The organism is Bradyrhizobium huanghuaihaiense, from assembly GCF_025200885.1.
GTDB classification, from domain to species: Bacteria; Pseudomonadota; Alphaproteobacteria; order Rhizobiales; family Xanthobacteraceae; genus Bradyrhizobium; species Bradyrhizobium huanghuaihaiense.
Genome location: NZ_CP104172.1, coordinates 6,286,045 through 6,310,603, shown reverse-complemented (window position 1 = coordinate 6,310,603; position 24,559 = coordinate 6,286,045). Strand labels below are relative to the sequence as shown.

At 65.3% G+C, this 24,559-nt stretch carries 22 protein-coding genes; 15 read left to right on the top strand and 7 right to left on the bottom strand.

All coding sequences use genetic code 11. The annotated features are described in order from the left end of the window. Positions 1 to 41 precede the first annotated feature (41 nt). The 4 genes from N2603_RS29900 to N2603_RS29885 all read right to left on the bottom strand — a co-directional run bounded on the left by N2603_RS29900 (position 42) and on the right by N2603_RS29885 (position 4,356). Positions 42 to 2,246 (bottom strand): xanthine dehydrogenase family protein molybdopterin-binding subunit, encoded by a 2,205-nt coding sequence (locus N2603_RS29900; RefSeq protein ID WP_260384952.1) that lies wholly within the window; start codon positions 2,244 to 2,246, stop codon positions 42 to 44. Between the two features lie 7 nt (positions 2,247 to 2,253). Then, positions 2,254 to 3,270, bottom strand: coding sequence for an FAD binding domain-containing protein (locus tag N2603_RS29895; RefSeq protein WP_260384951.1), 1,017 nt, complete (start codon positions 3,268 to 3,270; stop codon positions 2,254 to 2,256). Beyond that, a complete protein-coding gene (locus N2603_RS29890; RefSeq protein WP_260384950.1) occupies positions 3,267 to 3,758 on the bottom strand; it encodes a (2Fe-2S)-binding protein in 492 nt (163 codons plus the stop codon). Before N2603_RS29890 ends, N2603_RS29895 begins: the two co-directional genes overlap by 4 nt. Positions 3,759 to 3,876: 118 nt before the next feature. Beyond that, positions 3,877 to 4,356: an Lrp/AsnC family transcriptional regulator gene (locus tag N2603_RS29885; RefSeq protein WP_026312763.1), complete on the bottom strand. Its 480-nt coding sequence runs from the start codon at positions 4,354 to 4,356 to the stop codon at positions 3,877 to 3,879. A 143-nt stretch (positions 4,357 to 4,499) separates the two neighbouring features. Here N2603_RS29885 and ald point away from each other — a divergent pair, with 143 nt between their 5' ends. After that, complete coding sequence (ald, locus tag N2603_RS29880; protein WP_260384949.1) at positions 4,500 to 5,615, top strand: alanine dehydrogenase; 1,116 nt, start codon at positions 4,500 to 4,502, stop codon at positions 5,613 to 5,615. 142 nt (positions 5,616 to 5,757) lie between these two features. Here ald and N2603_RS29875 read toward each other — a convergent pair whose 3' ends face one another. Genes N2603_RS29875 through N2603_RS29865 form a run of 3 tightly spaced genes read right to left on the bottom strand, consistent with a single transcriptional unit; the run spans position 5,758 to position 9,796 of the window. Further along, a complete protein-coding gene (locus N2603_RS29875) occupies positions 5,758 to 7,668 on the bottom strand; it encodes a flavin-containing monooxygenase (protein WP_260384948.1) in 1,911 nt (636 codons plus the stop codon). Continuing rightward, complete coding sequence (locus N2603_RS29870) at positions 7,665 to 8,306, bottom strand: TetR/AcrR family transcriptional regulator (protein ID WP_018647711.1); 642 nt, start codon at positions 8,304 to 8,306, stop codon at positions 7,665 to 7,667. The genes N2603_RS29875 and N2603_RS29870 overlap by 4 nt, the downstream gene beginning before the upstream one ends. Continuing rightward, a complete protein-coding gene (locus N2603_RS29865) occupies positions 8,303 to 9,796 on the bottom strand; it encodes an AMP-binding protein (protein ID WP_260384947.1) in 1,494 nt (497 codons plus the stop codon). Before N2603_RS29865 ends, N2603_RS29870 begins: the two co-directional genes overlap by 4 nt. Positions 9,797 to 9,968: 172 nt before the next feature. Here N2603_RS29865 and N2603_RS29860 point away from each other — a divergent pair, with 172 nt between their 5' ends. The 14 genes from N2603_RS29860 (at position 9,969) to N2603_RS29795 (ending at position 24,559) form a co-directional block, all read left to right on the top strand. Beyond that, entirely contained in the window at positions 9,969 to 11,228 is a 1,260-nt protein-coding gene (locus tag N2603_RS29860) for an ABC transporter substrate-binding protein (protein ID WP_260384946.1), read from the top strand. Positions 11,229 to 11,311: 83 nt separating this feature from the next. After that, entirely contained in the window at positions 11,312 to 12,214 is a 903-nt protein-coding gene (locus N2603_RS29855) for a branched-chain amino acid ABC transporter permease (protein ID WP_018647708.1), read from the top strand. Further along, positions 12,211 to 13,230, top strand: coding sequence for a branched-chain amino acid ABC transporter permease (locus tag N2603_RS29850; RefSeq protein WP_260384945.1), 1,020 nt, complete (start codon positions 12,211 to 12,213; stop codon positions 13,228 to 13,230). Before N2603_RS29855 ends, N2603_RS29850 begins: the two co-directional genes overlap by 4 nt. Positions 13,231 to 13,362: 132 nt before the next feature. Beyond that, entirely contained in the window at positions 13,363 to 14,118 is a 756-nt protein-coding gene (locus N2603_RS29845) for an ABC transporter ATP-binding protein (protein ID WP_260384944.1), read from the top strand. Continuing rightward, positions 14,115 to 14,828, top strand: coding sequence for an ABC transporter ATP-binding protein (locus N2603_RS29840; RefSeq protein ID WP_260384943.1), 714 nt, complete (start codon positions 14,115 to 14,117; stop codon positions 14,826 to 14,828). Before N2603_RS29845 ends, N2603_RS29840 begins: the two co-directional genes overlap by 4 nt. Before the next feature lie 164 nt (positions 14,829 to 14,992). Next, positions 14,993 to 15,211 (top strand): hypothetical protein, encoded by a 219-nt coding sequence (locus N2603_RS29835; protein ID WP_018647704.1) that lies wholly within the window; start codon positions 14,993 to 14,995, stop codon positions 15,209 to 15,211. A 111-nt stretch (positions 15,212 to 15,322) separates the two neighbouring features. Beyond that, the gene (locus N2603_RS29830; protein ID WP_018647703.1) at positions 15,323 to 16,381 is read left to right on the top strand and encodes a YeiH family protein; all 1,059 of its coding nucleotides are present in this window, start codon (positions 15,323 to 15,325) and stop codon (positions 16,379 to 16,381) included. 226 nt (positions 16,382 to 16,607) lie between these two features. Next, a complete protein-coding gene (locus tag N2603_RS29825) occupies positions 16,608 to 17,780 on the top strand; it encodes a fumarylacetoacetate hydrolase family protein (protein WP_260384942.1) in 1,173 nt (390 codons plus the stop codon). Between the two features lie 493 nt (positions 17,781 to 18,273). After that, positions 18,274 to 19,239, top strand: a complete 966-nt coding sequence (ytfQ, locus tag N2603_RS29820) for a galactofuranose ABC transporter, galactofuranose-binding protein YtfQ (RefSeq protein ID WP_260384941.1) — start codon at positions 18,274 to 18,276, stop codon at positions 19,237 to 19,239. Positions 19,240 to 19,352: 113 nt separating this feature from the next. Then, positions 19,353 to 20,897: a sugar ABC transporter ATP-binding protein gene (locus N2603_RS29815; protein ID WP_260384940.1), complete on the top strand. Its 1,545-nt coding sequence runs from the start codon at positions 19,353 to 19,355 to the stop codon at positions 20,895 to 20,897. Continuing rightward, positions 20,894 to 21,886, top strand: a complete 993-nt coding sequence (locus N2603_RS29810; protein WP_260384939.1) for an ABC transporter permease — start codon at positions 20,894 to 20,896, stop codon at positions 21,884 to 21,886. The genes N2603_RS29815 and N2603_RS29810 overlap by 4 nt, the downstream gene beginning before the upstream one ends. Next, a complete protein-coding gene (gene yjfF, locus N2603_RS29805; RefSeq protein WP_260384938.1) occupies positions 21,883 to 22,863 on the top strand; it encodes a galactofuranose ABC transporter, permease protein YjfF in 981 nt (326 codons plus the stop codon). Before N2603_RS29810 ends, yjfF begins: the two co-directional genes overlap by 4 nt. Then, entirely contained in the window at positions 22,860 to 23,636 is a 777-nt protein-coding gene (locus tag N2603_RS29800; protein WP_018647697.1) for a FadR/GntR family transcriptional regulator, read from the top strand. Before yjfF ends, N2603_RS29800 begins: the two co-directional genes overlap by 4 nt. Then, positions 23,633 to 24,559 carry a Gfo/Idh/MocA family protein gene (locus N2603_RS29795; protein WP_260384937.1) on the top strand — a complete coding sequence of 309 codons (927 nt, stop codon included), beginning with the start codon at positions 23,633 to 23,635 and terminating at the stop codon, positions 24,557 to 24,559. Before N2603_RS29800 ends, N2603_RS29795 begins: the two co-directional genes overlap by 4 nt.

Here is a 24,559-nt window from a genome sequence, read left to right as displayed (position 1 = left end):
AGGGTGAACGGCCGGGATGCAGCGGCTGACGCCGCACCCCCTCAATCGAGCAGCTTGTCCAGCGTAATCGGGAAGCGCCGGATGCGCTTGCCGGTGGCGTGATAGACCGCGTTCGCAATCGCCGCAGGCACGCCGACGATGCCGATTTCGCCAAGACCCTTGACACCCAGCCTGTTGATCCGGTCATCGGGCTCATCGACGAAAATCACGTCGATGTCGTGAACGTCCGCATTCACGGGAATGTGGTACTCGGCAATGTTCGCGTTCATGATCCGGCCGTAGCGGTGATCCATCAACGTTTCCTCGTGCAGCGCCATCCCGATGCCCCAGACCACGCTGCCCATGACCTGGCTGCGGCCGGTCTTGGTGTTCAGGATGCGGCCGGCCGCGACCGCGCTCACGACCCGCGTGACGCGAATCACGCCGAGTTGCTCGTCTACTTTCACTTCGGCGAAGACGGCCGAATGGGTGTTGCGCGCGTACGACTTCTCTTCCTCGAACTGGTTGAGCTTCTCCTTTTCGATCCGCTCGAGCTTGCTGTGGCGCATGATATCCGCAATCGAGACGGCGCGGCTCCTATCGCCCGCCTTGGCGACGGTTCCGTCGACGAGAATGATGTCCGGCGCATCGACGCCGCCGAGCGGCGAGGCGGGCATCGCCTTGACGCGACAGACGAGCTCCTGGCGAATCTCCTCGGCTGCTCCTAACACGGCGTGCGCGCTCGAGGCGGCCATCCACGAGCCGCCTTCCACCGGCGCCTGCGGCAGGCTCGAGTCGGCGAGCCGGACGCTGATGTTCTCGATCGGCAGCCCGAGGGCATCGGCCGCGACCTGTGCCACGATGGTGTACGTGCCGGTGCCGATATCGGATGCGGCGCAGGAGACCTCGGCATGGCCGTTGGCTGTGAGCACGATGCGGACGGCGACCGGCATTTGAAGCGCCTCCCACACCCCGGTCGCCATGCCCCAGCCGACCAGTTCCTTGCCGTCGCGCATGGAGCGCGGCCCGGGGGCGCGTCGGCTCCAGCCGAAGGCTTCTGCGCCCCTGGCATAGCATGCGCGTAGTTGCTTGCTGGTGTAGGGCAGGTCTTCGCTCTGGTCGCGATCCGAGTAACACCTCAGCCGCAACTCGATCGGGTCGAGCTTGAGCGCGACGGCCAGCTCGTCCATGGCGCATTCGAGCGCGCAGACGCCCGATGCTGCACCCGGCGCGCGCATGTCGCAGGGAGTGGCGACGTCGAGGTGGACGAGCTTGTGGGAGAGGCGGCTGTTAGGGCTCTTGTAGAGCTGTTCCCCCCAGCCTGTATCGTTGCGGGAGAAATTCTCAAACCGCGAGGTGACGGCTATGGCTTCGTGCATGACGGCTTCGAGCGTGCCGTCGCGGTTTGCGCCGAGCGCAACGTGCTCGATCGTCATCGGCCGGTAGCCCAAGCCGTACATCTGGTGCCGCGTCAGCACGACACGGACAGATCGTTTCAGTGCGAGAGCGCCAAGCGTTGCCAGGACGACCTGGTGCTGCGGCCGCAGACCCGAGCCGAAGGCGCCGCCGACATAGGGCGAGATCACGCGGATTTCGTCCGGCTTCCTGCCGAAAACGCTGCAGAGGAACTTCTGGACGTTCTGGACGCCTTGCGTCTTGTCATAGACGGTAAGCTTGCCGTTGCCATCCCAGACGGCCGTTGTCGCATATAGCTCCATCGGGTTGTGATGCTCGCTCGGAATGACATAGTCCGCCTCGTGATGGACGGCCGCTCGCGTCAGCGCCGCCGAGGCGTCACCGCGCGGCTTGTGCGGCTGATCGACTTTGGCAGCCTTGGTGCGTTCGGATTCGAGATCGGTCGCAAACGCCTCCTCTTCATATTCAACTCGAATGCGGGTTGCGGCGAACTTGGCGGTTTCCCAGTCCTCGGCGACGACCAGCGCGATCGGCTGGCCGTTGAACTTGACGCTGTTGTCATAGAGCGGACGAAACGGCGAGCCCTGCTCCGGCGCCACCTCGTCCTTCCAGGCTTCGTCCTGCTCGGCGAGGGGCGGGCGATGCGCGTGGGTGAGTACGTCGACCACGCCCTTCACCTTCAGCGCCTTGCTGGTGTCGAGGCGAGCGATGCGCCCGCGCGGAATGGTGGCCGCGACGACGAAGCCATGGAGGAGGAGGTCTGCTGCGAATTCGCCGGCATATTTGGCGGCTCCGGTGACCTTGGCCCGGCCGTCGACGCGCGACGTTGGTGTTCCGACATAGGCGTTCATCGGGCCCTCATGCGATCTTCTTGTGAGCTTGCGATTGCGGTGTGGCGTTTGCGGCCTGCATCAGCGTACGCACGACGGCTCGCCGCGCGAGCTCGATCTTGAAGCCGTTCTGCGAACGAGCGGTTGCTCCCTGCAGCAACAGGTCGGCGGCGCGGCCAAAATGATCCGGCGTTGCCGCCTGGCCGCGCAATGCCGCCTCGGCATCGAGGTTCCGCCAGGGCTTGTGGGCCACGCCGCCCAGCGCCAGGCGCGCTTCCCCGATCGCGTTGCCCTCCAGTTCGAGCGCGGCCGCGACCGAGACCAATGCAAAGGCGTAGGACAGCCGGTCCCGGACCTTCAAATAGCTGTAGTTCCGGGCGAAACCGCGCGGCGGCAGCTCGATTGCGGTGATGATCTCGCCGCTGCCGAGATTTGTATCGACATGAGGTTTGTCGTCAGGCAGCCGATGGAAATCGGTCAGCGCGATGGTACGCTGACCGGCAATGCCTGCGGTGTGTACCAGCGCGCCCAGTGCGGCCAGCGCCACGCTCATGTCGGATGGGTTGGTGGCGATGCAGGACCTGCTGGTGCCGAGGATGGCGTGATTACGGTTGAGGCCATCGAGGGCCGAGCAGCCGGTGCCTGGGCTTCGCTTGTTGCAGGGCGTTGCAGTGTCATAGAAGTACGCGCAGCGCGTTCGTTGCATCAGGTTGCCGCCGACCGAAGCCATGTTGCGCAGTTGCGCGGAGGCGCCGGCCAGGATGGCGCTGGCGAGCAGGGGATAGCGCTGCTCGATCAGCGGATGGTACGCGAGGTCCGAATTTGGTACCAAGGCGCCGATGCGCAAGCCCCCGTCCGCGGTCTCCTCGATGTCGCGGAGCGGCAGGCGGGAGATGTCGACCAGTCGGGAGGGCCGTTCGACATTCTCCTTCATCAAGTCGATCAGATTGGTGCCGCCGGCAATCAGCTTCGCGCTCGGATCTGCAGCGAGCAGACGAATGGCATCGGTGACGTCGCTCGCGCGGGAATACTGGAAGTTGTTCATGACCGACCCATTGCCTGCTCGATCGCAGCCACGATGTTGGGATAGGCACCGCAGCGGCAGAGATTCCCGCTCATCAGTTCCCGGATCTCGTCGGCATCGCGGGCGCGGCCCTCGGCCAGAAGACCGGCCGCCGAGCAGATCTGCCCCGGCGTGCAATAGCCGCATTGGAATGCGTCGTGATCGACGAAGGCCTGCTGCAGGGGATGCAGCGCGCCATTCTCGGCCAGGCCTTCGATCGTCGTGATCTCGGCGCCGTCCTTCATGATCGCGAGCGTTAGGCAGGAATTGACGCGCCGCCCATCGACCAGCACGGTGCAGGCGCCGCATTGACCGTGATCGCAGCCCTTCTTGGTGCCGGTCAACTCCAAGCGGTCACGCAGGGCATCCAGCAGCGTGGTCCACGGCGCGATCTCGAGCGTGCGCCTCGCGCCATTAACGACAAGGTTGATCGGAATGCGTTCGGGGATCTGATCCGTGGTGTCCGCCATGTTCTGTTCCCTGCGGATGGGCCGAGCCGGGCAAGGATACTGACGCGAGGATGCGTCGCCGCGCTGGCCGATAGCGCCCAACGGATGACCCCATGCTTGGTTCCTGGCCGGTTCGAGATCAGCGCTTCCCCTCGCCGAACACCACGGTCGGCACGGCGCGGTTGACGACCTCGCGCAATGCAAAACTCGATTGCACCCGCGCGACGCGCGGCAGGCGCGACAGCTCGGTGCGATGGATGCGCTCGAAATCCTGGATGTCGCGGGCGAGCACGATCAGGATGTAGTCGTCGGTGCCCGACATCAGGAAGCAGCGCACGACGGAGGGGCATTTCCCCACCTCCGCCTCGAACGCCTTGAGCGCCTCGTCGCTCTGGCTCTCCAGCGCAATGCGGACCAGCACGGTCGTTGTGAGGCCGAACTGCGTCAGATCGAGCGCGGCCTGGTAGGCCTGGATGTAGCCGTCGTCCTCCAGCGCCTTCTGCCGCCGCGCCAGTGCCGTGCTCGAGAGCCCGACCTTGTTGGCGAGCTCGGTGTGGCTGGCCCGCGCATTGGTCGTGAGTTCCGCGAGGATGGCGAGGTCTTTCCGGTCCAGGGCCAAGGTTTTGTTTCCGGCGTGAAAGGATGTTTCCGCGCCGGAAACCGGCGCGCGAGGTCCGAAACTAGCGGATATTTGCACGAAACCAAACCGGCCCTCTCGCTACGATCAACAACGGAATCAATTCGTTGGCGAAGGAGCGGAAGATGCACGTCGGTGTTCCCAGGGAGATCAAGGTGCAGGAATATCGCGTCGGGCTCACGCCGGGCGCGGTCCGTGAATATGTCGCCGCCGGGCATCAGGTGACGGTCGAGACCGGCGCCGGCAGCGGCATCGGCGCGTCCGACGAGGTCTATCGGCGGGCAGGGGCTGCGATCGCCGACAGTGCCCGCGACATCTTCGCCAAGTCCGACATGATCGTGAAGGTGAAGGAGCCGCAGCGAAGCGAATGGGTCCAGCTCCGCGAAAGCCAGATCCTGTTTACTTACCTCCATCTTGCGCCGGATCCCGAACAGGCCAAGGGCCTGCTCTCGTCCGGTTGTACGGCGATCGCCTATGAAACCGTCACCGACGCGGCCGGCCACCTCCCCCTGCTCGCGCCGATGAGCGAAGTCGCCGGCCGCCTCGCCATCGAGGCAGCCGGCGCCGCGCTCAGGCGGTCGGCCGGCGGCCGTGGTCTGCTGCTCGGCGGCGTCCCCGGCGTGCAGCCGGCGCGCGTCGTCATTCTCGGCGGCGGCGTGGTGGGGACGCAGGCCGCGCGCATGGCCGCGGGCCTCGGCGCCGAAGTCACCGTGATCGACCGCTCCATACCCCGGCTGCGGCAGCTCGATGATCTCTTTATCGGACGCGTGCGGACGCGCCTTTCGACGATCGAGTCGGTCGAGGAGGAGGTGTTCGCCGCCGACGTCGTGATCGGTGCAGTGCTGGTGCCGGGCGCCAGCGCGCCGAAGCTCGTCACGCGCGCGATGCTCAAATCGATGCGGCCGGGCGCGGTGCTGGTGGATGTCGCGATCGACCAGGGCGGCTGCTTCGAGACCTCGCACCCGACCACGCATACCGATCCGACCTACGAGGTCGACGGCATCGTGCACTATTGCGTCGCCAACATGCCGGGTGCGGTGCCGGTGACCTCGAGCCACGCGCTGAACAACGCGACGCTGCCGTTCGGCCTGATGCTCGCGAGCAAGGGTTTTGCCGCGGTGCTGGAAAATCCCCACTTGCGCAACGGACTCAACGTGCATCGCGGCCGCATCACCAACAAGGCGGTGGCGGAGAGCCTGGGGCTGGAATTTGCGCCGGTGGAGAGCGGGCTGGCGGCCTGAGTAGCCGCAACCTCCGTCATTGCGAGCGCAGCGAAGCAATCCAGAGTCTTTCCGAGGAGGGATTCTCTGGATTGCTTAGCTTCGCTCGCAATGACGATGTGGGGCGTGCGCGACTCAAGCTTCGGCCAGAGGCAGTGCTGCCTCACCCCTTCGTCAGCCTGTACTGCCGCAGATCCGGATCGTGCGTCATGCGCCAGTAATCCACGAACCGCCACGGCATCGCCGAAAATACGCGGCCACTGCTGTTGCGGTAGTAGGTCGTCATGCCCGGATGGGTCCAGATCATCGCCTCGTGCTCGGCATCGACCTTGCGGATATAGTCGTCGAGCACGTCCGGGCGGACGTCGATCGCCGCAATGTTCTGCTCGATCATGCTGGCGAGACAGGCTGAGATGTAGCGGCTCTGGCATTCCGACTGGAAGATGACGCTGCCGCCATGCGCGGGACCGGAGTTCGGCCCGAGCATGCAGAAGAAGTTGGGGAAATCAGGCACGGTGAGGCCGAGGAACGCGGTCGGATTGTCGTTGCTCCAGGCTTCGCGCAGATCCTTGCCGTCGCGGCCGGTGATGTTGAGGCGCGCCGCCATCTCCGTCACCTTGAAGCCGGTGGCGACAACGATGATGTCGGCGGGACGGTGCTTGCCGTCGGCGGTGACGATGCCCCTTTCGTCGAATCGGTCGATCGCGTCGGTGACGAGCTCGACATTGTCCCGCGTCAGTGTCTTGAACCAGTTGTTGTCCAGCAGGATGCGTTTGCCGTAGGGCGGGTAGGTCGGTACGCATTTTGCGATCAGGTCCGGCCGGTCCTTCAGCTCGGTGAGGATGAAGTCGGTCAGCTCCTGCCGGTGCCGGTCGTTGCCCTTGTTGACGGCGCGCTCTGGGTGCGGCCAGGTCGGGTCCTTGCGCAGGAACGGCAGCAGGCCGTCGCCGTAGCGCCAGAACATGTTGAAGCGGTACCACTGCACATAGAACGGCAGATGCGCCAGCAGCCAGCGCGCACCCTCGGTGATCGGGTCCGAATAGCCCTTCACCGGCCGCGCCCATTGCGCGCTGCGCTGATAGACCGTGACCGAGGCGACGCGGCCTGCGATCGACGGCACCAGCTGCATCGAGGTCGCACCGGTGCCGATCACGGCGACATGCGTGCCGTCGAGCCCGATATCGCCCGACCATAGCGCCGAATGCAGGATCGTGCCCTTGAAGTTGTCCTCGCCCTTGAAGTGCGCGCGGGAGGGATCGTTGAGCTGGCCGATGGCCGAGACCAGCGCGGTGGATTCGAAAATCTCTTCGCCGTCCTTGGTCTTCAGCGTCGAGATCCAGCGCTTCTTGCCTTCGTCCCAGCGCGACGAGGTCAGCTCGGTGTTGATGCGCAGATGGTTGCGAATGCCATATTCGTCCGCGACCTTCAGCAAATAACCGAGCAGCTCCTCACGCGGGCAAAAATAGCGCGTCCACGCGTTGCGCGAGCCGAACGAATACGAGTAGGAGTGGTTCGGCGTATCGACGCCGCAGCCGGGATAGCGGTTGATCCACCAGGTCCCGCCGAGCTCGTCGTTCTTCTCGACGATGGTGTAGGGGATGCCGAGATGGCCGAGCGCTACCCCGAGCGCGATGGCGCAGACCCCGGCGCCGACGATCAGCACATGCTGCTCGGCGAGCTTCTCGTTCGACGGTTGCCTGGTCCAGCGCGCTTCGCGCGACACAAAACCCATCTCCTCGCGCATCAGGGGCGCGTATTCCGGCGCGACGTTCTCGCCGAGGCAGGCGCGCATCATCCTCAGCAGCAGGCCGTCGCCGGGGTCGGTGATGACAGGCTTTGGCGTGCCGCCGGCAAACAGCTTGACCACGGCGGCGCGGATCTCATCCTGGACCTCCCGGGGCACGCCGGCATCGGGATCAGGAATGAGGCGGATGTCGCGCTTGGGCAGGTACGGCGGTTCGAGCCATTTCTCGTCGCCCGTCATGTGCACCAGCACCATCAGCAGGCAACGGATATCGCCCTCGGCAATGGCCGAGGCGAGATCGAGCGGCTTGTGCGGAGATTCGATGTTCATGGCGTGTCCTGATCTCCGGGGGAGCTGAAGAGGCCGCGCGTCATCAGCTTGCGATAGGCGGAGATGACGTGGTCGGGCACGGCGGTGACGCCGCCTTGCGAATAGGAATAGCGGCGGCTGAGATAGCCGCGCGCGCCCATCAGCATGTGGACGATCGCCTCGAATTCCTCGTCGCTGTAATCCTCGATCGCGCCGGCAAGGCGGGCGCGTCGCAGGATGCGGACATAGGCGACCGAGATGTTGTCCAGATGCTTCTGGTAGCCGTGAGGTGCAAAGAACTCGGCCTCGTTGAGGATGCGCAGGAATTCCGGCACCTCGCGGATGAAGTCGAAGAAGGCGGAGAAGCGCTCGATCTCCTGCCGTGCCGCGTGCGCATTGCCGGTGCGGGCGCGGATGAACTCGACCATGTCGAGGCCGATCTTGGGCAGCAGCTGGTCGAGCAGCTCCTGCCGGTTCTCGAAATGATTGTAGAAGGTGCCCTGCGCGACACCGGCCTGTTCGGTGATGCGGGCGACGGAGGCTTCGGCATAACCATATTTGCCGACGACCTTCGTCGCGGCGTCGAAAATCTTTTGCTTGGTCCAGGCGTTGCGCTCGACGCGGTTGAGCTTTGTGACCTTGGCGTTCACTTGCGTCATTCAGACGTCTCCAGCTCGGCGCGCAGCACGCGCTTGAGGATCTTTCCACTCGGGTTGCGCGGCAGGCTGTCGCGAATGATCAGCTGTTTCGGCACCTTGAAGCTCGCCAGCCGCGCGCGGCAGTGCTCGGTGAGGGCAGACAGCTCGAGGCGCGCACCTTCGGCGAGCACGACGATCGCGACGGGACGCTCGCCCCAGCGCGCGTCGCGCAGACCGATCACCGCGACCTCGCGCACCTCAGTCAGATCGTAGATGACGCGTTCGACTTCGGAGGAGGCGATGTTCTCGCCGCCGGAGATGATCATGTCCTTCTTGCGGTCGGTCAGGTACAGAAAGCCCTCGTCGTCGAGATAGCCGACGTCGCCGCTGCGGAACCAGTCGCCGAAGAAGGCGGACGCCGTCTTCTCCGGATCCTTCCAATAGCCGCGCGTGATCTTGGGACCGCGCAGGCAGATCTCGCCGTTGACGTTCGGCGGCAGCGTCTGGCCGTCCTCGTCGCGGATGGCGATCTCGACATGGGCGATGGCGCGGCCGGTGGAGCCGATCTTCTCGATCTCGCGGCCGGCCTCCATGAAAGTGTCGCCGCCCACCGTTTCGGTGAGACCGTAAGCGTCGATGTAACGCGCGTTGCGAAAATATTCGGAGAAGGCGCGGATGCGAACCTCCGGCGTCTTCTCGCCGCCGCCGATCGCCCATTTCAGGCTGGAAATATCGTAGCGGTCACGGGCGTCGCAGGTGAGCATCGCTGTCGTCATGACGGGCGCGAACCAGGCGGCGTTGAGCTTGTCCTCGGCGATGGCGCTGAGCGCCGTCTCGGGCTCGAAATTGCGCTCGATGCGGATGAAGCCGCCATGCCAGAGCACGGCGATGCCGGGCAGGTCGAGCGCGCCGACGTGGTAGAGCGGGCCGACGACGAGAAGTCGCGTCTCGGCAGTGAGGCCGAGCGCGATCGTCTGGTCGGCCGACTTCCAGTAGAAATTATCGTAACTGAGCATCACGCCCTTGGGGCGGTCGGTCGTGCCCGACGTGTACATCAGCCGCATCAGGTCTGATGGCTGACGAACGTGCATGGAGGCGGGCGGCGCGTCGCCTGCCAGATGCGTGACGCTCTGCTGCGCGGCCTCATCGAGCACGACAATCCTCGCGCCCGCTGCGATCGCCGCCAATTCCTCATCGACGATCAGCAGGCGCGCGCCGGCATTGCCGGCGATGTAACCGACCTCATCGCGCGAAAGACGAAAATTGATCGGCAGGAACACCGCGCCGAGATGGCTGGTGGCGAAGACGAGCTCCAGGAACGCCGCGCTGTTCTTCATCAGCACGGCCACGACGTCGCCGGCGCCGATGCCCTGCGCGGTGAGCCAGCCGGCCGCTTTCCGGATGCGCGCGTCGAGCGTGGCGTAGGAAATCTCCTCGCCGCGATATTTCAGCGCGGGCCGCTCCGGCGTGCGCCGGGCATGAAAGCCGATGAAGCTCGACAGATTGATCATTTTCGCTGGTTTCAGGCCAATTGCCGGCCTCGTTCCTCTGCTATGAATTCTGACTCATAATTCATCTTTGGCTTGACGTCACCCCCTCCCTCTGAAATCCTTGGGAACACGGAGACGAGACGATCTCCGGCAAGGGACCAGGAAAACGCCGACCCGAAAGAGGGAGGGGAAAATGACGAGAACCCGCACGCCGGGCATCAGCCGCCGTTCAACATTGGCGCTGATGGGCGCCGGTGCGATGACATTTGCCGCGCCCTGGGTGGCGCGCGCTCAGGCCAAGACCATCAAGATCGGTATGCCGACGATCCTGTCGGGGCGCGTCGCGCAGCTCGGCACGTCCTCGCGCAATGCGGTGATGCTCGAGGTCGAGAAGGTCAACGCCGCCGGCGGCCTCGCCGGCCGGCAGATCGAGATGGTGATCCGCGATTCCAAGGGCCAGCCGCAGGAAGCCGCCCGCGTCGCGCGCGAGCTCGTCAACACCGACGGCTGCGAGCTGATGATCGACGCCGAAGCCTCCTCCGGCGCCTTCGCGGTGCATGAGGTCGCGCGCGATCTCGGCGTGTTCTGCATCCACACCAATTCGGAAACCTCGGCGCTGACCGCGGATCCCAAGCAGCACATCCCCAACGCGTTCCGCACCGCGCGGCAGGGCGTGCACGATTCCATCGTCGGCGGCAGCTATGCCGCGGCGATCGCCAAGGCGAAGGGCTTGAAGAAATGGGCGACCTGCTCGCCCGACTATGCCTATGGCCGCGACACCACCGCGGAATTCACGCTCTACCTCAAGCGCTTCGCGCCCGAAGTCGAGATCATCAGCGAGTCCTGGCCGAAGCTGTTTCAGCCCGACTACACCGAGGTGGTCACCAAGATCCTGCAGGCCAAGCCGCAAGCGCTCTATTCCTGCTTGTGGGGCGGTGATCTCACCTCCTACATCGACCAGGCCAACATCTACGCGATGTTCGGCCAGATGGAGGTGTTCGCGGTCAACATGGCCGACTACACCGCGCTCACCGTGGTCAAGAACCTGCCCAAGGGCATCCACTCCGGCAACCGCTACATCAAGACCTTCCCGACCACGGCGGAGAATGCCGCCTGGGGCGACGCCTACAAGGCCAAGTACAACGAATATCCGACCAATTGGTCGTGGGAGAACGCCACCGCGATCATGCTGATGGCCGAAGCTTCGAAGAAGGCGAACTCGGCCGACGGCAAGAAGATCGCGGAGGCGCTGAAGGGCCTCACCATCAAATGCCCGTTCGGCGCCGACGGCACCGTGACGATGCGCGGCGACGACCACACGCTGGTCGGCTACGCCATCGGCTGGGGCACCACGATCCCGCAGGAACCGTACGTGCCCGAGGTCAAGGCCGGCGACTGGAAGACCATCTTCGAACTCGAAGCCGAGTGGAAGATGAGCAAGGGCTACACCTGATCTGAAGCGCAGCGGAGGCGGGCGACCGTCTCCGCCTTTTGTTTTCCGCGCCACATCAGGCGCGCAGCAATGAAAGTGCTCCCGTGGATCTCGATGCGCTTGCCGGCTGCCTTTCCAGCTCCGCCTGCCTGGTGACGCAAACCACCAGCGGCCTCATCATCGGCATGCTGCTGTTCCTGGTCGCGGTCGGGCTGACGCTGATCTTCGGTGTGCTCAAGGTGGTCAATTTCAGCCACGGCGCCTTCTATATGTTCGGCGCCTATTTTGCGATGACCGCCTATCAGCTCACGGGAAGCTTCGCGCTGGCGATGCTGGCCGGTGCGGCCGGCACTGCGATCCTCGGCCTGATCTTCGAGCGCGTCTTCATGAGCCGCGTCTATGGCGCCGACGTCCTGATGCAGCTTCTCGTCTGCTACGCCTTCGTGCTGATCTTCGACGATGTCGTGCGCATCATCTGGGGACCGGAGTTCAAGGCGATGGGCATGCCGTCGGCGTTCCAGGTGATGCCGCTGTTCATCGCGGGCGGCGTGGTGCCGCCTTATTACCTGCTGTTGATCGGCGTCGCGCTTGTCGCGGCCATTGTGCTCGGTATCGGCCTGTCGCGCAGCCGCATCGGCAAGGTGATCCGCGCCGCCGCGCATAATCCCGGCATGGTCTCCGCCCTCGGCATCAACACCGGCCTGATCTATGGCGGCGTGTTCGCGCTCGGCGGCATGCTGGCGGGGCTCGCAGGTGCGCTCGCAGCGCCGGTGCGGTCGCTGACACCCGGCATGGGATTCTCGGTGCTGATCGAATCCTTCATCGTCACCGTGATCGGCGGCATGGGCTCGATCCTGGGCGCGCTGATCGGTGCGCTGCTGCTCGGTCTCATCCGGTCGTTCGGCTCGCTCGGCTTTCCCTTGTTCACCGAAGGCCTGATGTATCTGTTCATGGTGATCGTGCTGGTCTCCAAACCCACCGGCCTGTTCGGCAAGGAGGCGGCATGACCGAGCTCGAGGCCGGCCGCGCGCAGACGCTGGTGCCGGTGCGTGGCGGCACGGTGCCTCACCGCTATCGCGACGTGCTGATCGCACTGATCGCCTTCGCCGTGCTGGCGAGCCTGCCGCTGTTCACCGGCAGCAAGGCGCTGCTCGATTTCGTCATCCGCTGCTCGGCCTATGGCCTGTTCGCAACCTCACTCAATCTCTTGGTCGGCTATACCGGCCTGACCTCGTTCGGTCACGGCATGTTCTTTGGCCTCGGCGCCTACAGCTTCGGCCTGATCATGCAGAAGCTCGGCGTGCCGATTCCGATCGCCTTCGTCGCGACGCTGGCGATCACGGCAATCGTTGCGGCCATCATCGGCGCGATCTGTGTGCGGCTGAAGGAGATCTATTTCGCCTTCGTCACGCTCGCCTTCCAGATGCTGATCCACTCGACCATTTTGTCCTGGGCCTCCTTCACCGGCGGCGATCAGGGCCTGCGCGGCGGCATTCCCAGGCCTGCGTTCCTCGGCATCAATCTTGCCAACCACGTCCATCTCTATATCGCGAGTTGTGCGCTGCTGATCCTCGGCCTGCTCGCGATGCGGCAGATCGCGCAATCGCCGTTCGGCTACACCTTGCGCATGATCCGCGACAATGCCGCGCGCGCGAGCTTCCTCGGCATCGACGTCTGGCGGGCAAAGCTCACCGTCTTCGTGCTGGCGGCGCTGTTCGCCTCGATGGGCGGCATGGTGATGGCGCTGTTCGTCTCCGGCGCCTATCCTGAGTTCGCCTACTGGACCATCTCGGGCGAAGCTATCTTCATCAACATGCTCGGCGGCGTCTCGACCTTCCTCGGCCCGATGGTCGGCACTGTTCTGCTGCTCCTGCTCAACGACACCGTGACGCGGTTCACCGAATATCACGGCATCGTGCTCGGCGTCGTCATCCTGTTCTTTGCGCTCGGCCTGCGCAAAGGCCTCTTGGATTTCGTTGCCGACTGGTACGCGCACCGGCGCGAGACAGGCGAGGGGCGCTAGTCATGCTCAGTGTATCCATTGGGCAGTCATTCCGGGGCGCACGAAGTGCGAACCCGGAATCTCGAGATTCCGGGTCTGGTCCTGACGGACCATCCCGGAATGACGGTGCCAGACAAGCGCGAGAGGCGCACCATGCTTGAGATCCGCAACCTCGCAAAGTCCTTCGGCGGCGTGAAGGCGACCAACGACGTCACGCTGGACTTTCCCGACGGCTCGCTCACGGCCGTGATCGGCCCGAACGGTGCCGGCAAGAGCACCTTCTTCAACCTGATCACCGGTGCCTTGAGGCCGGATTCCGGGCAGGTGCTGCTTGACGGCGTCGATCTCGCCGGCCGTTCGCCGCCGGAGATCGTGCGCCATGGCATCGGCCGCGCCTTCCAGGTCGCCAGCATCTTCAAGTCGCTGACGGTGCAGGAGACCATGCTGGCCGCGGTGAGTGCCGACCAGCGCACCTCCGCCGTGCTGCACAAGCGCTTTCCCTTGCCCGAGACACGCGACCGCGCCGAGCATGTGATGGAGCTGCTGGGTCTGGCAAGCAAGCGCCATCGGACCGCTGCCACGCTGTCGCATGGCGACCAGAAGCTGCTCGACATTGCGCTGGCGCTGGTGCTCGAACCGAAGGTGCTGCTGCTGGACGAGCCGACCGCCGGCATGGGTCCGGAGGAGCGCTGGCGCATGATCGACAAGGTGCGCGAGCTCTGGGAGAGCCAGAAGATCACCGTCGTCTTCATCGAGCACGACATGGACATCGTGTTCAAGATCGCGCCCAAGATCGTCGTGCTCTGCTACGGCCGCATCCTCGCGACCGGCACGCCCGACGAGATCCGCAACAACAGCGCCGTGATCGACGCCTATCTCGGCACCGAGCATGCGGGAGCCGCCGCATGAGCGTCGCCGTCATCGAAGTCGCCGATCTCGACGTCTATTACGGCACGAGCCAGATCCTGTTCGGCGTCGGCCTCTCGGTGCGGCAGGGCGAGACGATGGCGCTGCTCGGCCGCAATGGTGCCGGCAAGTCCACCACCATGAAGGCGATCATGGGCCTCGCGCCGCCACGGCGCGGCAGGATCAGCCTGCGCGGCGCGGTGATCTCGGGCCAGAAGCCGCATACGATCGCGCGCGCGGGTCTCGGCTTCGTGCCGGAGGATCGCCAGATCTTTCCGGAGCACACGGTGGAGGACAATCTCGTCATCGGTCGCAAGAAGGGGCCGGAGGGTCAGGACGAATGGCCGATCAAGCGCATCTATGAGGTCTTCCCGCTGCTGGAGCCGCTACGCCATCGCATCGCTGGGCGTCTCTCCGGCGGCGAGCAGCAGATGCTGGCGATCGCGCGCACGCTGATGGGCAATCCGGCGCTGCTGCTGCTGGACGAGCCGAGCGAGGGGCTGGCGCCGATCATCGTGCAGCGGATCGGCGAGCTGTTGCGGCAGCTCCGCCAGCTCGGGTCGACCGTGCTGATCGCCGAGCAGAACATGCATTTCTGCCTGGGCCTTGCCAGCCACGCCACGGTCATCGACAAGGGCCAGATCGTCTATGCGGCCGGGATCGACGAGCTGAAGGCCAACGACGCGATCCGGCGGCGTTATCTGGCCCTGTAGCCCGCGCCGCCGGTGTCCAAATAGGCCGGAAGAAGAAAACTATTGCCGCGGCATCGTCGGGAGGAAGGAGTTTCCCCTCCAGAGGGCAAAAACGCCAATCGCTTCCATTGCTGTTTTGGGCCGAAACGACGACATTTCTGCCAGAAATTGATGGATCGGCAGCTATGGAACGCACCGCATTTGAGCCCTTCGGCGAGCAGCTGGTGTCCGCAACGGACGCCCAGCCGAAATCGCGCGCCTCGAAGCTCCTGTTGCGGGCCGGCACGACGCTGTTCTGGTCGCTGGTCGCCGGCATCGTGCTGGCGCGCGCGGCCTTCTTCGAGCCGGGCATCTATGACGGCTTCAGCCGCGTCGCCTCGCTGGCGAAAAGCCTGATCTTCTGAGTCCGATTATTCCAGGCCGAGGACAGAACTTCCCTCGGCCCTGATATGTCGAAAACATATTTCCCAATCGGGCCGCGCTGCGTATAAATCCTTCTCCTCCGGGAGAAATTTGTGTCGCAGAATCAAGCATCCAGCCCGGCCGAGTCCAAGCCGGCCACCGCCGTCAGCCGCATTGCGGCGCTGATTCCGGGTATTCTCCTCTGCATTCTCGTCGCCGGCGTCTCGGCCCTGCTTGAGCGGGCGGAACTGGGCGTCTTCGAGCACCCCTATGTCGAAGCGCTGGTGATGGCGATCCTGCTCGGCATGGCGCTGCGCAGCTTCTGGAAGCCGGCCCCGCGCTGGCAGGCCGGCATCGCCTTCAGCGCCAAGCAGCTGCTCGAAGTCGCGGTGATGCTGCTCGGGGCCTCCATCAGTTTCGCTGCGATCGCGGCCTCCGGCATCGCGCTGCTGGCGTCGATCGCCGCGGTTGTCGTGGTCGCGCTGTGCGTCTCCTTTGGCCTCAGCCGGCTGCTCGGCCTGTCGACGCGCCTCTCGATCCTGATTGCCTGCGGCAACTCGATCTGCGGCAATTCCGCGATCGCCGCCGTGGCGCCCATCATCGGCGCCAACAACGACGAGATCGCATCCTCGATCTCCTTCACCGCGATCCTCGGCGTGATGATGGTGCTGGGCCTGCCGCTGCTGATCCCGCTGCTGCAGCTGTCCGCCACCCAATACGGCATCCTCGCCGGCCTCACCGTTTACGCGGTGCCGCAGGTGCTTGCGGCCACTGTGCCGGCCGGCCTCGTCTCGACCCAGATCGGCACGCTGGTGAAGCTGATGCGCGTCTTGATGCTCGGTCCGGTCGTCGTCGGCCTGTCGCTGGTTGCCTCGCGCTGGCAGAGCGATGCCAAGAAGACCAGCGTCGGCTTCTTCCGCCTGGTCCCCTGGTTCATCCTCGGCTTCCTCGCGCTCGCGACGTTGCGCTCGCTCGAAATCGTGCCGGCCACGGTGGTTGGCCCCGTGACGAAGATCACGAGCTTTCTCACGGTGGTCTCGATGGCGGCGCTGGGCCTCGGCGTTGACGTGCGCGTGCTCGCCAATGTCGGTGGCCGCGTGACGGCAGCCGTGACGCTGTCGCTGATGCTGCTGCTGGGGATCAGCATCGCGCTGGTGCACTGGTTCAAGTGAGGGACCCGACACTGCCGTAGGGTGGGCAAAGGCGCGAAAGCGCCGTGCCCACCGCGCGTCTTAGCGTGCGATCAAGATGGTGGGCACGCTTCGCTTTGCCCACCCTACGGCAGTTTCGCCAGCGAATGGCCGTGGACTTCCCCCGCCAGACGTTTATTGGTTTTCACCAATGTGATCGGCCGCTGCGAATGCAGCCGATCCTTTAGAAACAACGAGGACGCCGGCCATGACGACATTGACTGTAAAAGACCTTCTCCCCGAGGACGGCACGCGGGGAACATTGGTCGGCCGCGTCTGGCTGCCGCAGGTGAATGGCCCGGCCGTGGTCGCCGTGCGCGGCGACGGCGTCTTCGATGTCACCGCAAAATTTCCGACCATCAGCGCGCTGTGCGAGGAGGATAATCCGGCCAAGGCGCTGGCTGCGGTCAAGGGCGAGCGCATCGGCGATCTCGAAGCCATCGTGGCCAACACGGCCCCCGACGGGCGCGATCCCAACAAGCCTTGGCTGCTCGCGCCGGTCGATCTCCAGACCTTGAAGGCCGCCGGCGTCACCTTCGCCATCTCGATGCTGGAACGCGTCATCGAGGAGCGGGCCAAGGGCAATCCGGCCTCGGCTGAAGCGATCCGCAAGGAGGTGACGCGGCTGATCGGCGACGACCTGTCGAAGCTCAAGCCGGGCTCGGACCAGGCGATGCACCTGAAGCAGGTGCTGATCGACCAGAATGCCTGGAGCCAGTATCTCGAGGTCGGCATCGGTCCCGATGCCGAGGTCTTCACCAAGGCGCCGACCATGTCCTCAGTCGGCACCGGCATGGATGCCGGCCTGCATCCGAAATCGACCTGGAACAATCCCGAGCCGGAGCTGGTGCTGTTCGTCTCGAGCCGCGGCAAGATCGTCGGCGGTGCGCTCGGCAACGACGTGAACCTGCGCGACTTCGAAGGCCGTTCGGCGCTGCTGCTGTCGAAGGCCAAGGACAACAACGCGTCCTGCTCGATCGGCCCGCTGCTGCGGCTGTTCGACGACAGCTTCACGCTCGACGACGCGCGCAAGCTCGACATCAGCCTGAACGTGACGGGCACGGACGGCTTCGTCCTCGACGGCCACTCCTCGATCAGCAAGATCAGCCGCGATCCGACCGATCTCGTCGCGCAGACCATCGGCAAGATCCATCAATACCCCGATGGCTTCGTGCTGTTCCTCGGCACCATGTTCGCCCCCGTGAAGGATCGCGACGCGCCGGGGCAGGGTTTTACGCACAAGCGCGACGACATCGTCACCATCGCCGCGCCCGAACTCGGCAAGCTCGTGAACCGCATGCGCACCAGCGACGAGTGCGAGCCCTGGACCTTCGGCATCGGCGCGCTGATGAAGAACCTCGCGCAGCGGAAGCTGATCTAGCGCGGGTCTTCTTCGCCTCTCCCCGCGTGCGGGGAGAGGCCGGATTGCATCGAAGATGCGATCCGGGTGAGGGGGACTCACCGCGAGTCAATCTGCTCGAGAGACGCAGGGGCTCTATCGACACCGTCATTGCGAGCGCAGCGAAGCAATCCAGAATCCCTCCGCGGAACGACTCTGGATTGCTTCGCTGCGCTCGCAATGACGAGGAGGAGAGTCTGCGCGTCCGTTTGTCGCCGTCCTCGCGGAAACTCCCGCATCCCACCCGCCCTACAATTTCCTTCATCTCCCAGTTGCATCGCTGGAACAAAATCGCGCTTAGCGTGTCTTAGAACCGCCCGCCGCCGCTCGCGCCCATTTTCCTCCAATAGTCAAATAATATGACTAGTCGGAACCCATCTTCCGTGAAATAGTGCCTTCCGCCGCCCAAAAGGCCGGCCTGCGGGTGCCATGCTACCAATCGGCGCCCCGGATAACATCTTGGGAGACACGCCTGATGACCCCTAAAGCCCTCTTTGCGGCCAGCGCCATGGCCGCCTTGCTGCTCGCGCTGCCGGCCAGTGCCGGTCAGCTCACCATCGGCTTCTCGCAGATCGGATCGGAATCCGGCTGGCGCGCGGCCGAGACGTCGGTCTCCAAGCAGGAAGCCGCCAAGCGCCAGGTGAATCTCAAGATCGCCGACGCCCAGCAGAAGCAGGAGAACCAGATCAAGGCGATCCGCTCCTTCATCGCGCAGAACGTCGATGCGATCTTCCTCGCGCCTGTCGTCTCGACCGGGTGGGATTCGGTGCTGAAGGAAGCCAAGGAGGCCAAGATCCCGGTCGTGCTGCTCGACCGCGACATCGATCCGTCGGGTAAGGAGCTTTATCTCACCGCGGTCACGTCAGACAGCGTGCACGAGGGCGCGGTCGCCGGCGAATGGCTCGCGAAGACCGTCGGCGAGAAGGCCTGCAACATCGTCGAATTGCAGGGCACGGTCGGTGCCAGCGTCGCCGCCAACCGCAAGAAGGGCTTTGACACTGCCGTCGCCAAGCATCCGAACCTGAAGGTGGTGCGCAGCCAGACCGGCGACTTCACCCGCGCCAAGGGCAAGGAGGTGATGGAGAGCTTCATCAAGGCCGAAGGCGGCGGCAAGAACATCTGCGCCGTCTACGCGCACAATGACGACATGATGGTCGGCGCCATCCAGGCGATGAAGGAAGCCGGCCTCAAGCCCGGCAAGGAGATCCTCACCGTCTCCATCGACGCGGTGCCCGACATCTTCAAGGCGATGGCCGCCGGCGAAGCCAATGCCACCGTCGAGCTGACGCCGAACATGGCCGGCCCCGCACTCGATGCCATCGCGGCCTTCAAGGACAAGGGCACGGTTCCGCCGAAATGGATCCAGACCGAGTCCAAGCTCTATACGGCTGCCGACGATCCGCAGAAGATCTACGACAGCAAGAAGGGCCTCGGTTACTGAGGCGGGCTTCGCCGGACCGCGCTTGCGGTCCGGCCCCCCCTTCGAAACCGCTGCGCGAACGAATAGGCTGGGTGTCCGCATCGTTTGCGGGCGCCGGTGGGAGTGACGTCGCGATGGAAAACAGCCTTGATCCTGCTCTGCCGCTGCTGGAAGTGCGCGGGATCAGCAAGAGCTTTGGCGCCGTGCGCGCGTTGCAGGAGGTCGACTTCACGCTGCGTGCCGGCGAGATCCATGCGCTGCTCGGCGAGAACGGCGCTGGCAAGTCCACACTGATCAAGGTCGTCACCGGCGTGTTCGCCCGCGATGCCGGCATTGTCAGGCTCGGTGGTGAAGAGGTCGCGCCGCGCTCGGCCAAGGCAGCGCTCCAGGCCGGTATCGCCACCGTGTACCAGGAGGTCAATCTGCTGCCGAACCTCTCGGTGGCGCAGAACCTGTTCCTCGACCGCCAGCCGATGCGCTTCGGCATCGTGCGCGAGGGCGAGATGCGCCGCCGCGCCAAGGCATTGCTCGCGGATTTCGGTCTCGACATCGATGTCGCTGCACCGCTCGGCAACTATTCCGTCGCGATTCAGCACGTCACCGCGATCGCCCGCGCGGTGGATCTCTCCGCGCGCGTGCTGATCCTGGACGAGCCGACCGCGAGCCTCGATCGGCATGAGGTCGAGATTCTCTTTCGCATCATGCGCCAGCTTGCCAAGCGCGGCATCGGCATCGTCTTCGTCAGCCACTTCCTCGACCAGGTCTACGAGATCTCCGACCGCATCACCGTGCTGCGCAACGGCCGCCTCGTCGGCGAGCGCGAGACCGCCTCGCTGCCGCGGCTCGAGCTGATCCGGATGATGCTCGGCCGCGAACTTGCGGAAACCACCAGCGCGCGGGCGGCAACGCGCGAGCATGGGGGCCGCGAAGTGTGTGCGAGCTTCGAGAATTACGGCAAGGCCGGCTATGTCGCACCGTTCAGTCTCGAGCTGCGCCACGGCGAGGTCGTCGGCCTTGCCGGGCTGCTCGGCTCGGGCCGCACCGAGACGGCACGGCTGGTGTTCGGCGCCGAGCGTGCCGATGGCGGGCAGGCGAGGGTGGAGGGGGCACCGGTGCGGCTGCAGTCGCCGCGCGACGGCGTGCGCCACGGCTTTGGCTATTGCCCGGAGGAGCGCAAGACCGACGGCATCGTTGCGGAGCTCAGCGTGCGCGAGAACATCGTGCTCGCGCTCCAGGCCAAGCGCGGCCTGCATCGCCCGCTGTCGCGCCGCGAGCAGGACGAGATCGCGCGCCGTTACGTCAAGATGCTCGACATCCGCCCGCCCGATCCGGAGCGGCCCGTGGGCCTGCTCTCCGGCGGCAACCAGCAAAAGGTGCTGCTGGCGCGCTGGCTTGCGACCTCGCCGCGGCTTCTCGTGCTGGACGAGCCGACCCGCGGCATCGATGTCGGCGCGCATGCCGAAATCATCCGCCTGATCCGCGAGCTCTGCGATGACGGGCTTGCGCTGCTCGTGATCTCCTCGGAGCTGGACGAGATCGTGACCTATTCGGATCGCGTCGTGGTGTTGCGCGACCGCGCCCATATCGAGGAGCTCGCAGGCGAGGCGATCGACGTCGGCAACATTCTCGCCGCCATTGCCGCCGATGGCGCCGCGGTCGCGCTTGAGGCCCACACATGACAGCGCTGTTGCCGCGCCGCGGCCTTGCCCAGATCCTGGCGCTGATCGTCATCCTCGCGGTCGATCGCTTGGTGTCGCCGCAATTCTTCGATCTGCGCCTCCAGGACGGCCGGCTGTTCGGCAGCCTGATCGACGTGCTCAACCGCGGCACGCCGGTGGCGCTGCTCTCGCTTGGCATGGTGCTGGTGATCGCGACGCGCGGCATTGATCTCTCCGTCGGCGCGGTCATGGCCATCTGCGGCGCGATCGCGGCGAGTCTCGCCGACAGCCACGGCCTGCCGGTGGTGCTGGCAGCCGCGCTCGGCGCCGGCCTCGTTTGCGGCCTCTGGAACGGTTTCCTCGTCGCCGTGCTCGGCATGCAGCCGATCGTGGCGACGCTGATCCTGATGGTGGCGGGCCGCGGCATTGCCCAGCTCATCACCGAAGGACGCATCGTGACCTTCTCCTCGCCGGACCTGGTCTGGCTCGGCAATGGCTCGGTGCTCGGCCTGCCGGTGCCGGTCGTGATCGCCCTGGGCATGCTGATCCTCACCGGCGCGGTGGTGCGCGGCTCCGCGCTCGGCCTGCTGATCGAGGCGACCGGCGGCAACGCGCGCGCGAGCGAGCTCGCCGGCGTCGGCACTCGCGCGATGATTTTGGCGGTCTATGTCTGGTGCGGCGTCTGCGCCGCGCTCGCCGGCGTGATCGCGGCGGCCGACATCATGGGCGCGGATGCCAACAATGCCGGCCTCTGGCTCGAGCTCGACGCGATCCTGGCCGTCGTGATCGGCGGTACCTCGCTGTTCGGTGGCCGCTTCAGTCTCGTGCTCGCGGTGCTGGGGGCGCTGATCATCCAGACCATGAACACCGGCATTCTGCTCTCGGGCTATCCGCCGGAGTTCAACCTGCTGGTCAAGGCGGTGGTGGTGCTCGCGGTGTTGCTGCTACAATCGCCGAAATTCTCTGGTCTCGCCGGTATCGCCGCGCGGCTGCGGAGGACCAAAGCATGAAAGGCCTGCCGCCGGTTCTCATCACCGCCATCGTGCTCGTCGCGGGCTTTGCGCTCTGCGCCATGCAATTCCCCAACATCGCCTCCACCCGCGTGGTCGGCAATCTGCTCACCGACAATGCCTTTCTCGGCATCGTCGCGACCGGCATGACCTTCGTCATCATCTCCGGCGGCATTGACCTCTCGGTCGGCTCGGTGATCGGCTTCACCACGGTGTTCGTCGCGCTGGCGATCGAGCGCTGGGGCGTGCCGCCGCTGGTCGCCTTCATTGCCATCCTCGCGCTCTCGGCGGCCTTCGGCGCGGCGATGGGTGCGGTGATTCACGTCTTCGATCTGCCGCCCTTCATTGTCACGCTCGCGGGGATGTTCCTCGCTCGTGGCGCGAGCTTCCTGCTCTCGACGGAATCGGTGCCGATCACCGCACCGGTCTATTCCACCGTGTCGGACTTCGCGCTACGCATGCCTGGCGGCGGACGATTGACGGCGATCGCGATCATCATGCTCGTGATCGTGATCGGCGGCGCCTTGCTGCTGCATCTCACGAGGTTCGGCGCCAACGTCTATGCGCTCGGCGGCAGCCGGACCACCGCGAGCCTGATGGGCGTTGCCGTCGGCAAGATGACGATCAAGATCTACATGCTGTCGAGCCTGCTTGCGGGGATCGCCGGCATCGTCTTCTCCTTCTACACCAGCGCCGGTTATTCGCTCTCGGCAGTCGGCGTCGAGCTCGACAGCATCGCGGCCGTCGTGATCGGCGGCACGCTGCTCACGGGCGGACAGGGCTCGGTGATCGGCACCTTCCTCGGCGTATTGATCCAGGGCATGATTCAGACCTACATCAATTTCGACGGCACGTTGTCGAGCTGGTGGACCAAGATCGCGACCGGCGTCTTGCTGTTCGCCTTCATCGCCCTGCAGCAGGGGCTGGTCGCGCTGGCGCGCCGGCCGGTGGCCAAGAGCGCAGGAGCGGCGTCATGACTTCGCGCATCGTCGTCATCCCGACACGGCGGGCTCACTCCAACCACGCGGAGGTGGCCCGCTCGATCGGTGTCGACATCATCGCCGGCCGCTATGCGGAAGGCACGCGCCTGCCCGGCGATGCCGAGATGATCGCGATGTTCGGCGTGTCGCGCCCGGTGCTGCGCGAGAGTGTGAAGACGCTGGTCGCCAAGGGCCTGCTCACCACCAAGGCGCGGGTCGGCACCGTCGTGCGCGAGCGCGGCGCCTGGAACATGTTCGACGCCGACGTGCTGGCTTGGCATCTGGACGCCGGCATCGACAAGCGCTTCCTCAACGACCTCGCTGAGATCCGTCTCGCGGTCGAGCCGCGCGCGGCCATGCTCGCGGCCGCGCAGCGGTCCGAGGAGGACATCGCCGAGCTCCGCCGCAGCATGGACCGCATGCGGCGTGAAGCCTCCGACTCGGTCGGCTTTGCCGATGCCGATCTCGCGCTTCACGTTGGCGTGGCACGGGCCTCCGGCAATCTGTTCATGCGCTCGATCGGGCACGTCATCGAGGCAGCCTTACGCGCGTCGTTCCTGCTCAGCGCTCCGGTCGAGACGGAGGACCGCGACACCGTGCTGCTCTGGCACCAGAAGATCGTCGATGCCATCGCGGCCGGTGATGCGGACGCCGCGTCCGAGGCCATGGTCTATGTCATTCACAACGGCATGCGCCGCCACGAGGGCACGGTGATCGAGACCGCCCCGGCCGAGCCGCTGCCGTCTGCAGATACTGGAGAACAAGCGTGACAGACCTTCGTATCGCCATCGTCGGCTTCGGCAAGATCGCGCGCGATCAGCATGTGGGCGCGATCGCGGCGACACCGGGCGCAACGCTCGCGGCCGTGGCGAGCCGCAACGCTTCGCTGCCGGACCTACCGCATTTCGCTACCATCGAGGAGCTGCTGGAAAAAGGTCCGCCGATCGACGCGGTCTCGCTCTGCACGCCGCCGCAGGTGCGCCGCGCCCAGGCCGCCGCGGCGCTCGCCGCCGGCAAGCATGTCATGCTGGAGAAGCCGCCGGGCACTGGCGTTGCCGAGCTCGATCCGCTGATCGCGATGGCGACTGATGCGAAGCGAACGCTGTTTGCCACCTGGCATTCGCGCTACGCGCCGGCGGTCGAGCCGGCCCGCGAATGGCTGGCCACGCGCCGGATCAAATCCGCGCACATCAACTGGAAGGAGGACGTCCGCGTCTGGCATCCCGGTCAGGCCTGGATCTGGGAACCAGGCGGGCTCGGCGTGTTCGATCCCGGCATCAATGCGCTGTCGATCCTGACCCGCATCCTGCCGCAGCCGGTGTTCGTCACTGCGGCCGAGCTTGCCTTCCCGGCCAATTGCCAGGCGCCGATCGCCGCGAACCTGAACCTGACTGATATCAAAGGCCTGCCCATCACCGCCGAGTTCGACTTCCGGCAGACCGGCCCGCAGAGCTGGGATATCCTCGTGGAAACAGACCAGGGCCGGATGACATTGTCTGATGGCGGCCGGCGGATGGCCGTCGACGGTAAGGCCATTGCGGATGCGCCCGATCAGGAATATCGCGAGCTGTACCAGCGCTTCGTCAGGCTGGCGGCGTCAGGCGCAAGCGATGTCGATCTGGCGCCGCTGCGTCTCGTCGCCGACTCTTTCCTGCTCGGCAAGCGCACGATCGTCGAACCGTTTGTGGACTGA

What these genes read in the sequence shown, in the direction of transcription:
- N2603_RS29850 (WP_260384945.1), top strand. Translation starts at nt 12,211, where the DNA reads ATGACCGAGCTCGAGGCCGGCCGCGCGCAGACGCTGGTGCCGGTGCGT.
- N2603_RS29890 (WP_260384950.1), bottom strand. Translation starts at nt 3,758, where the DNA reads ATGGCGGACACCACGGATCAGATCCCCGAACGCATTCCGATCAACCTT.
- N2603_RS29810 (WP_260384939.1), top strand. Translation starts at nt 20,894, where the DNA reads ATGACAGCGCTGTTGCCGCGCCGCGGCCTTGCCCAGATCCTGGCGCTG.
- ytfQ (WP_260384941.1), top strand. Translation starts at nt 18,274, where the DNA reads ATGACCCCTAAAGCCCTCTTTGCGGCCAGCGCCATGGCCGCCTTGCTG.
- N2603_RS29895 (WP_260384951.1), bottom strand. Translation starts at nt 3,270, where the DNA reads ATGAACAACTTCCAGTATTCCCGCGCGAGCGACGTCACCGATGCCATT.
- ald (WP_260384949.1), top strand. Translation starts at nt 4,500, where the DNA reads ATGCACGTCGGTGTTCCCAGGGAGATCAAGGTGCAGGAATATCGCGTC.
- N2603_RS29865 (WP_260384947.1), bottom strand. Translation starts at nt 9,796, where the DNA reads ATGATCAATCTGTCGAGCTTCATCGGCTTTCATGCCCGGCGCACGCCG.
- N2603_RS29900 (WP_260384952.1), bottom strand. Translation starts at nt 2,246, where the DNA reads ATGAACGCCTATGTCGGAACACCAACGTCGCGCGTCGACGGCCGGGCC.
- N2603_RS29825 (WP_260384942.1), top strand. Translation starts at nt 16,608, where the DNA reads ATGACGACATTGACTGTAAAAGACCTTCTCCCCGAGGACGGCACGCGG.
- N2603_RS29860 (WP_260384946.1), top strand. Translation starts at nt 9,969, where the DNA reads ATGACGAGAACCCGCACGCCGGGCATCAGCCGCCGTTCAACATTGGCG.
- N2603_RS29870 (WP_018647711.1), bottom strand. Translation starts at nt 8,306, where the DNA reads ATGACGCAAGTGAACGCCAAGGTCACAAAGCTCAACCGCGTCGAGCGC.
- N2603_RS29840 (WP_260384943.1), top strand. Translation starts at nt 14,115, where the DNA reads ATGAGCGTCGCCGTCATCGAAGTCGCCGATCTCGACGTCTATTACGGC.
- N2603_RS29845 (WP_260384944.1), top strand. Translation starts at nt 13,363, where the DNA reads ATGCTTGAGATCCGCAACCTCGCAAAGTCCTTCGGCGGCGTGAAGGCG.
- yjfF (WP_260384938.1), top strand. Translation starts at nt 21,883, where the DNA reads ATGAAAGGCCTGCCGCCGGTTCTCATCACCGCCATCGTGCTCGTCGCG.
- N2603_RS29800 (WP_018647697.1), top strand. Translation starts at nt 22,860, where the DNA reads ATGACTTCGCGCATCGTCGTCATCCCGACACGGCGGGCTCACTCCAAC.
- N2603_RS29875 (WP_260384948.1), bottom strand. Translation starts at nt 7,668, where the DNA reads ATGAACATCGAATCTCCGCACAAGCCGCTCGATCTCGCCTCGGCCATT.
- N2603_RS29815 (WP_260384940.1), top strand. Translation starts at nt 19,353, where the DNA reads ATGGAAAACAGCCTTGATCCTGCTCTGCCGCTGCTGGAAGTGCGCGGG.
- N2603_RS29835 (WP_018647704.1), top strand. Translation starts at nt 14,993, where the DNA reads ATGGAACGCACCGCATTTGAGCCCTTCGGCGAGCAGCTGGTGTCCGCA.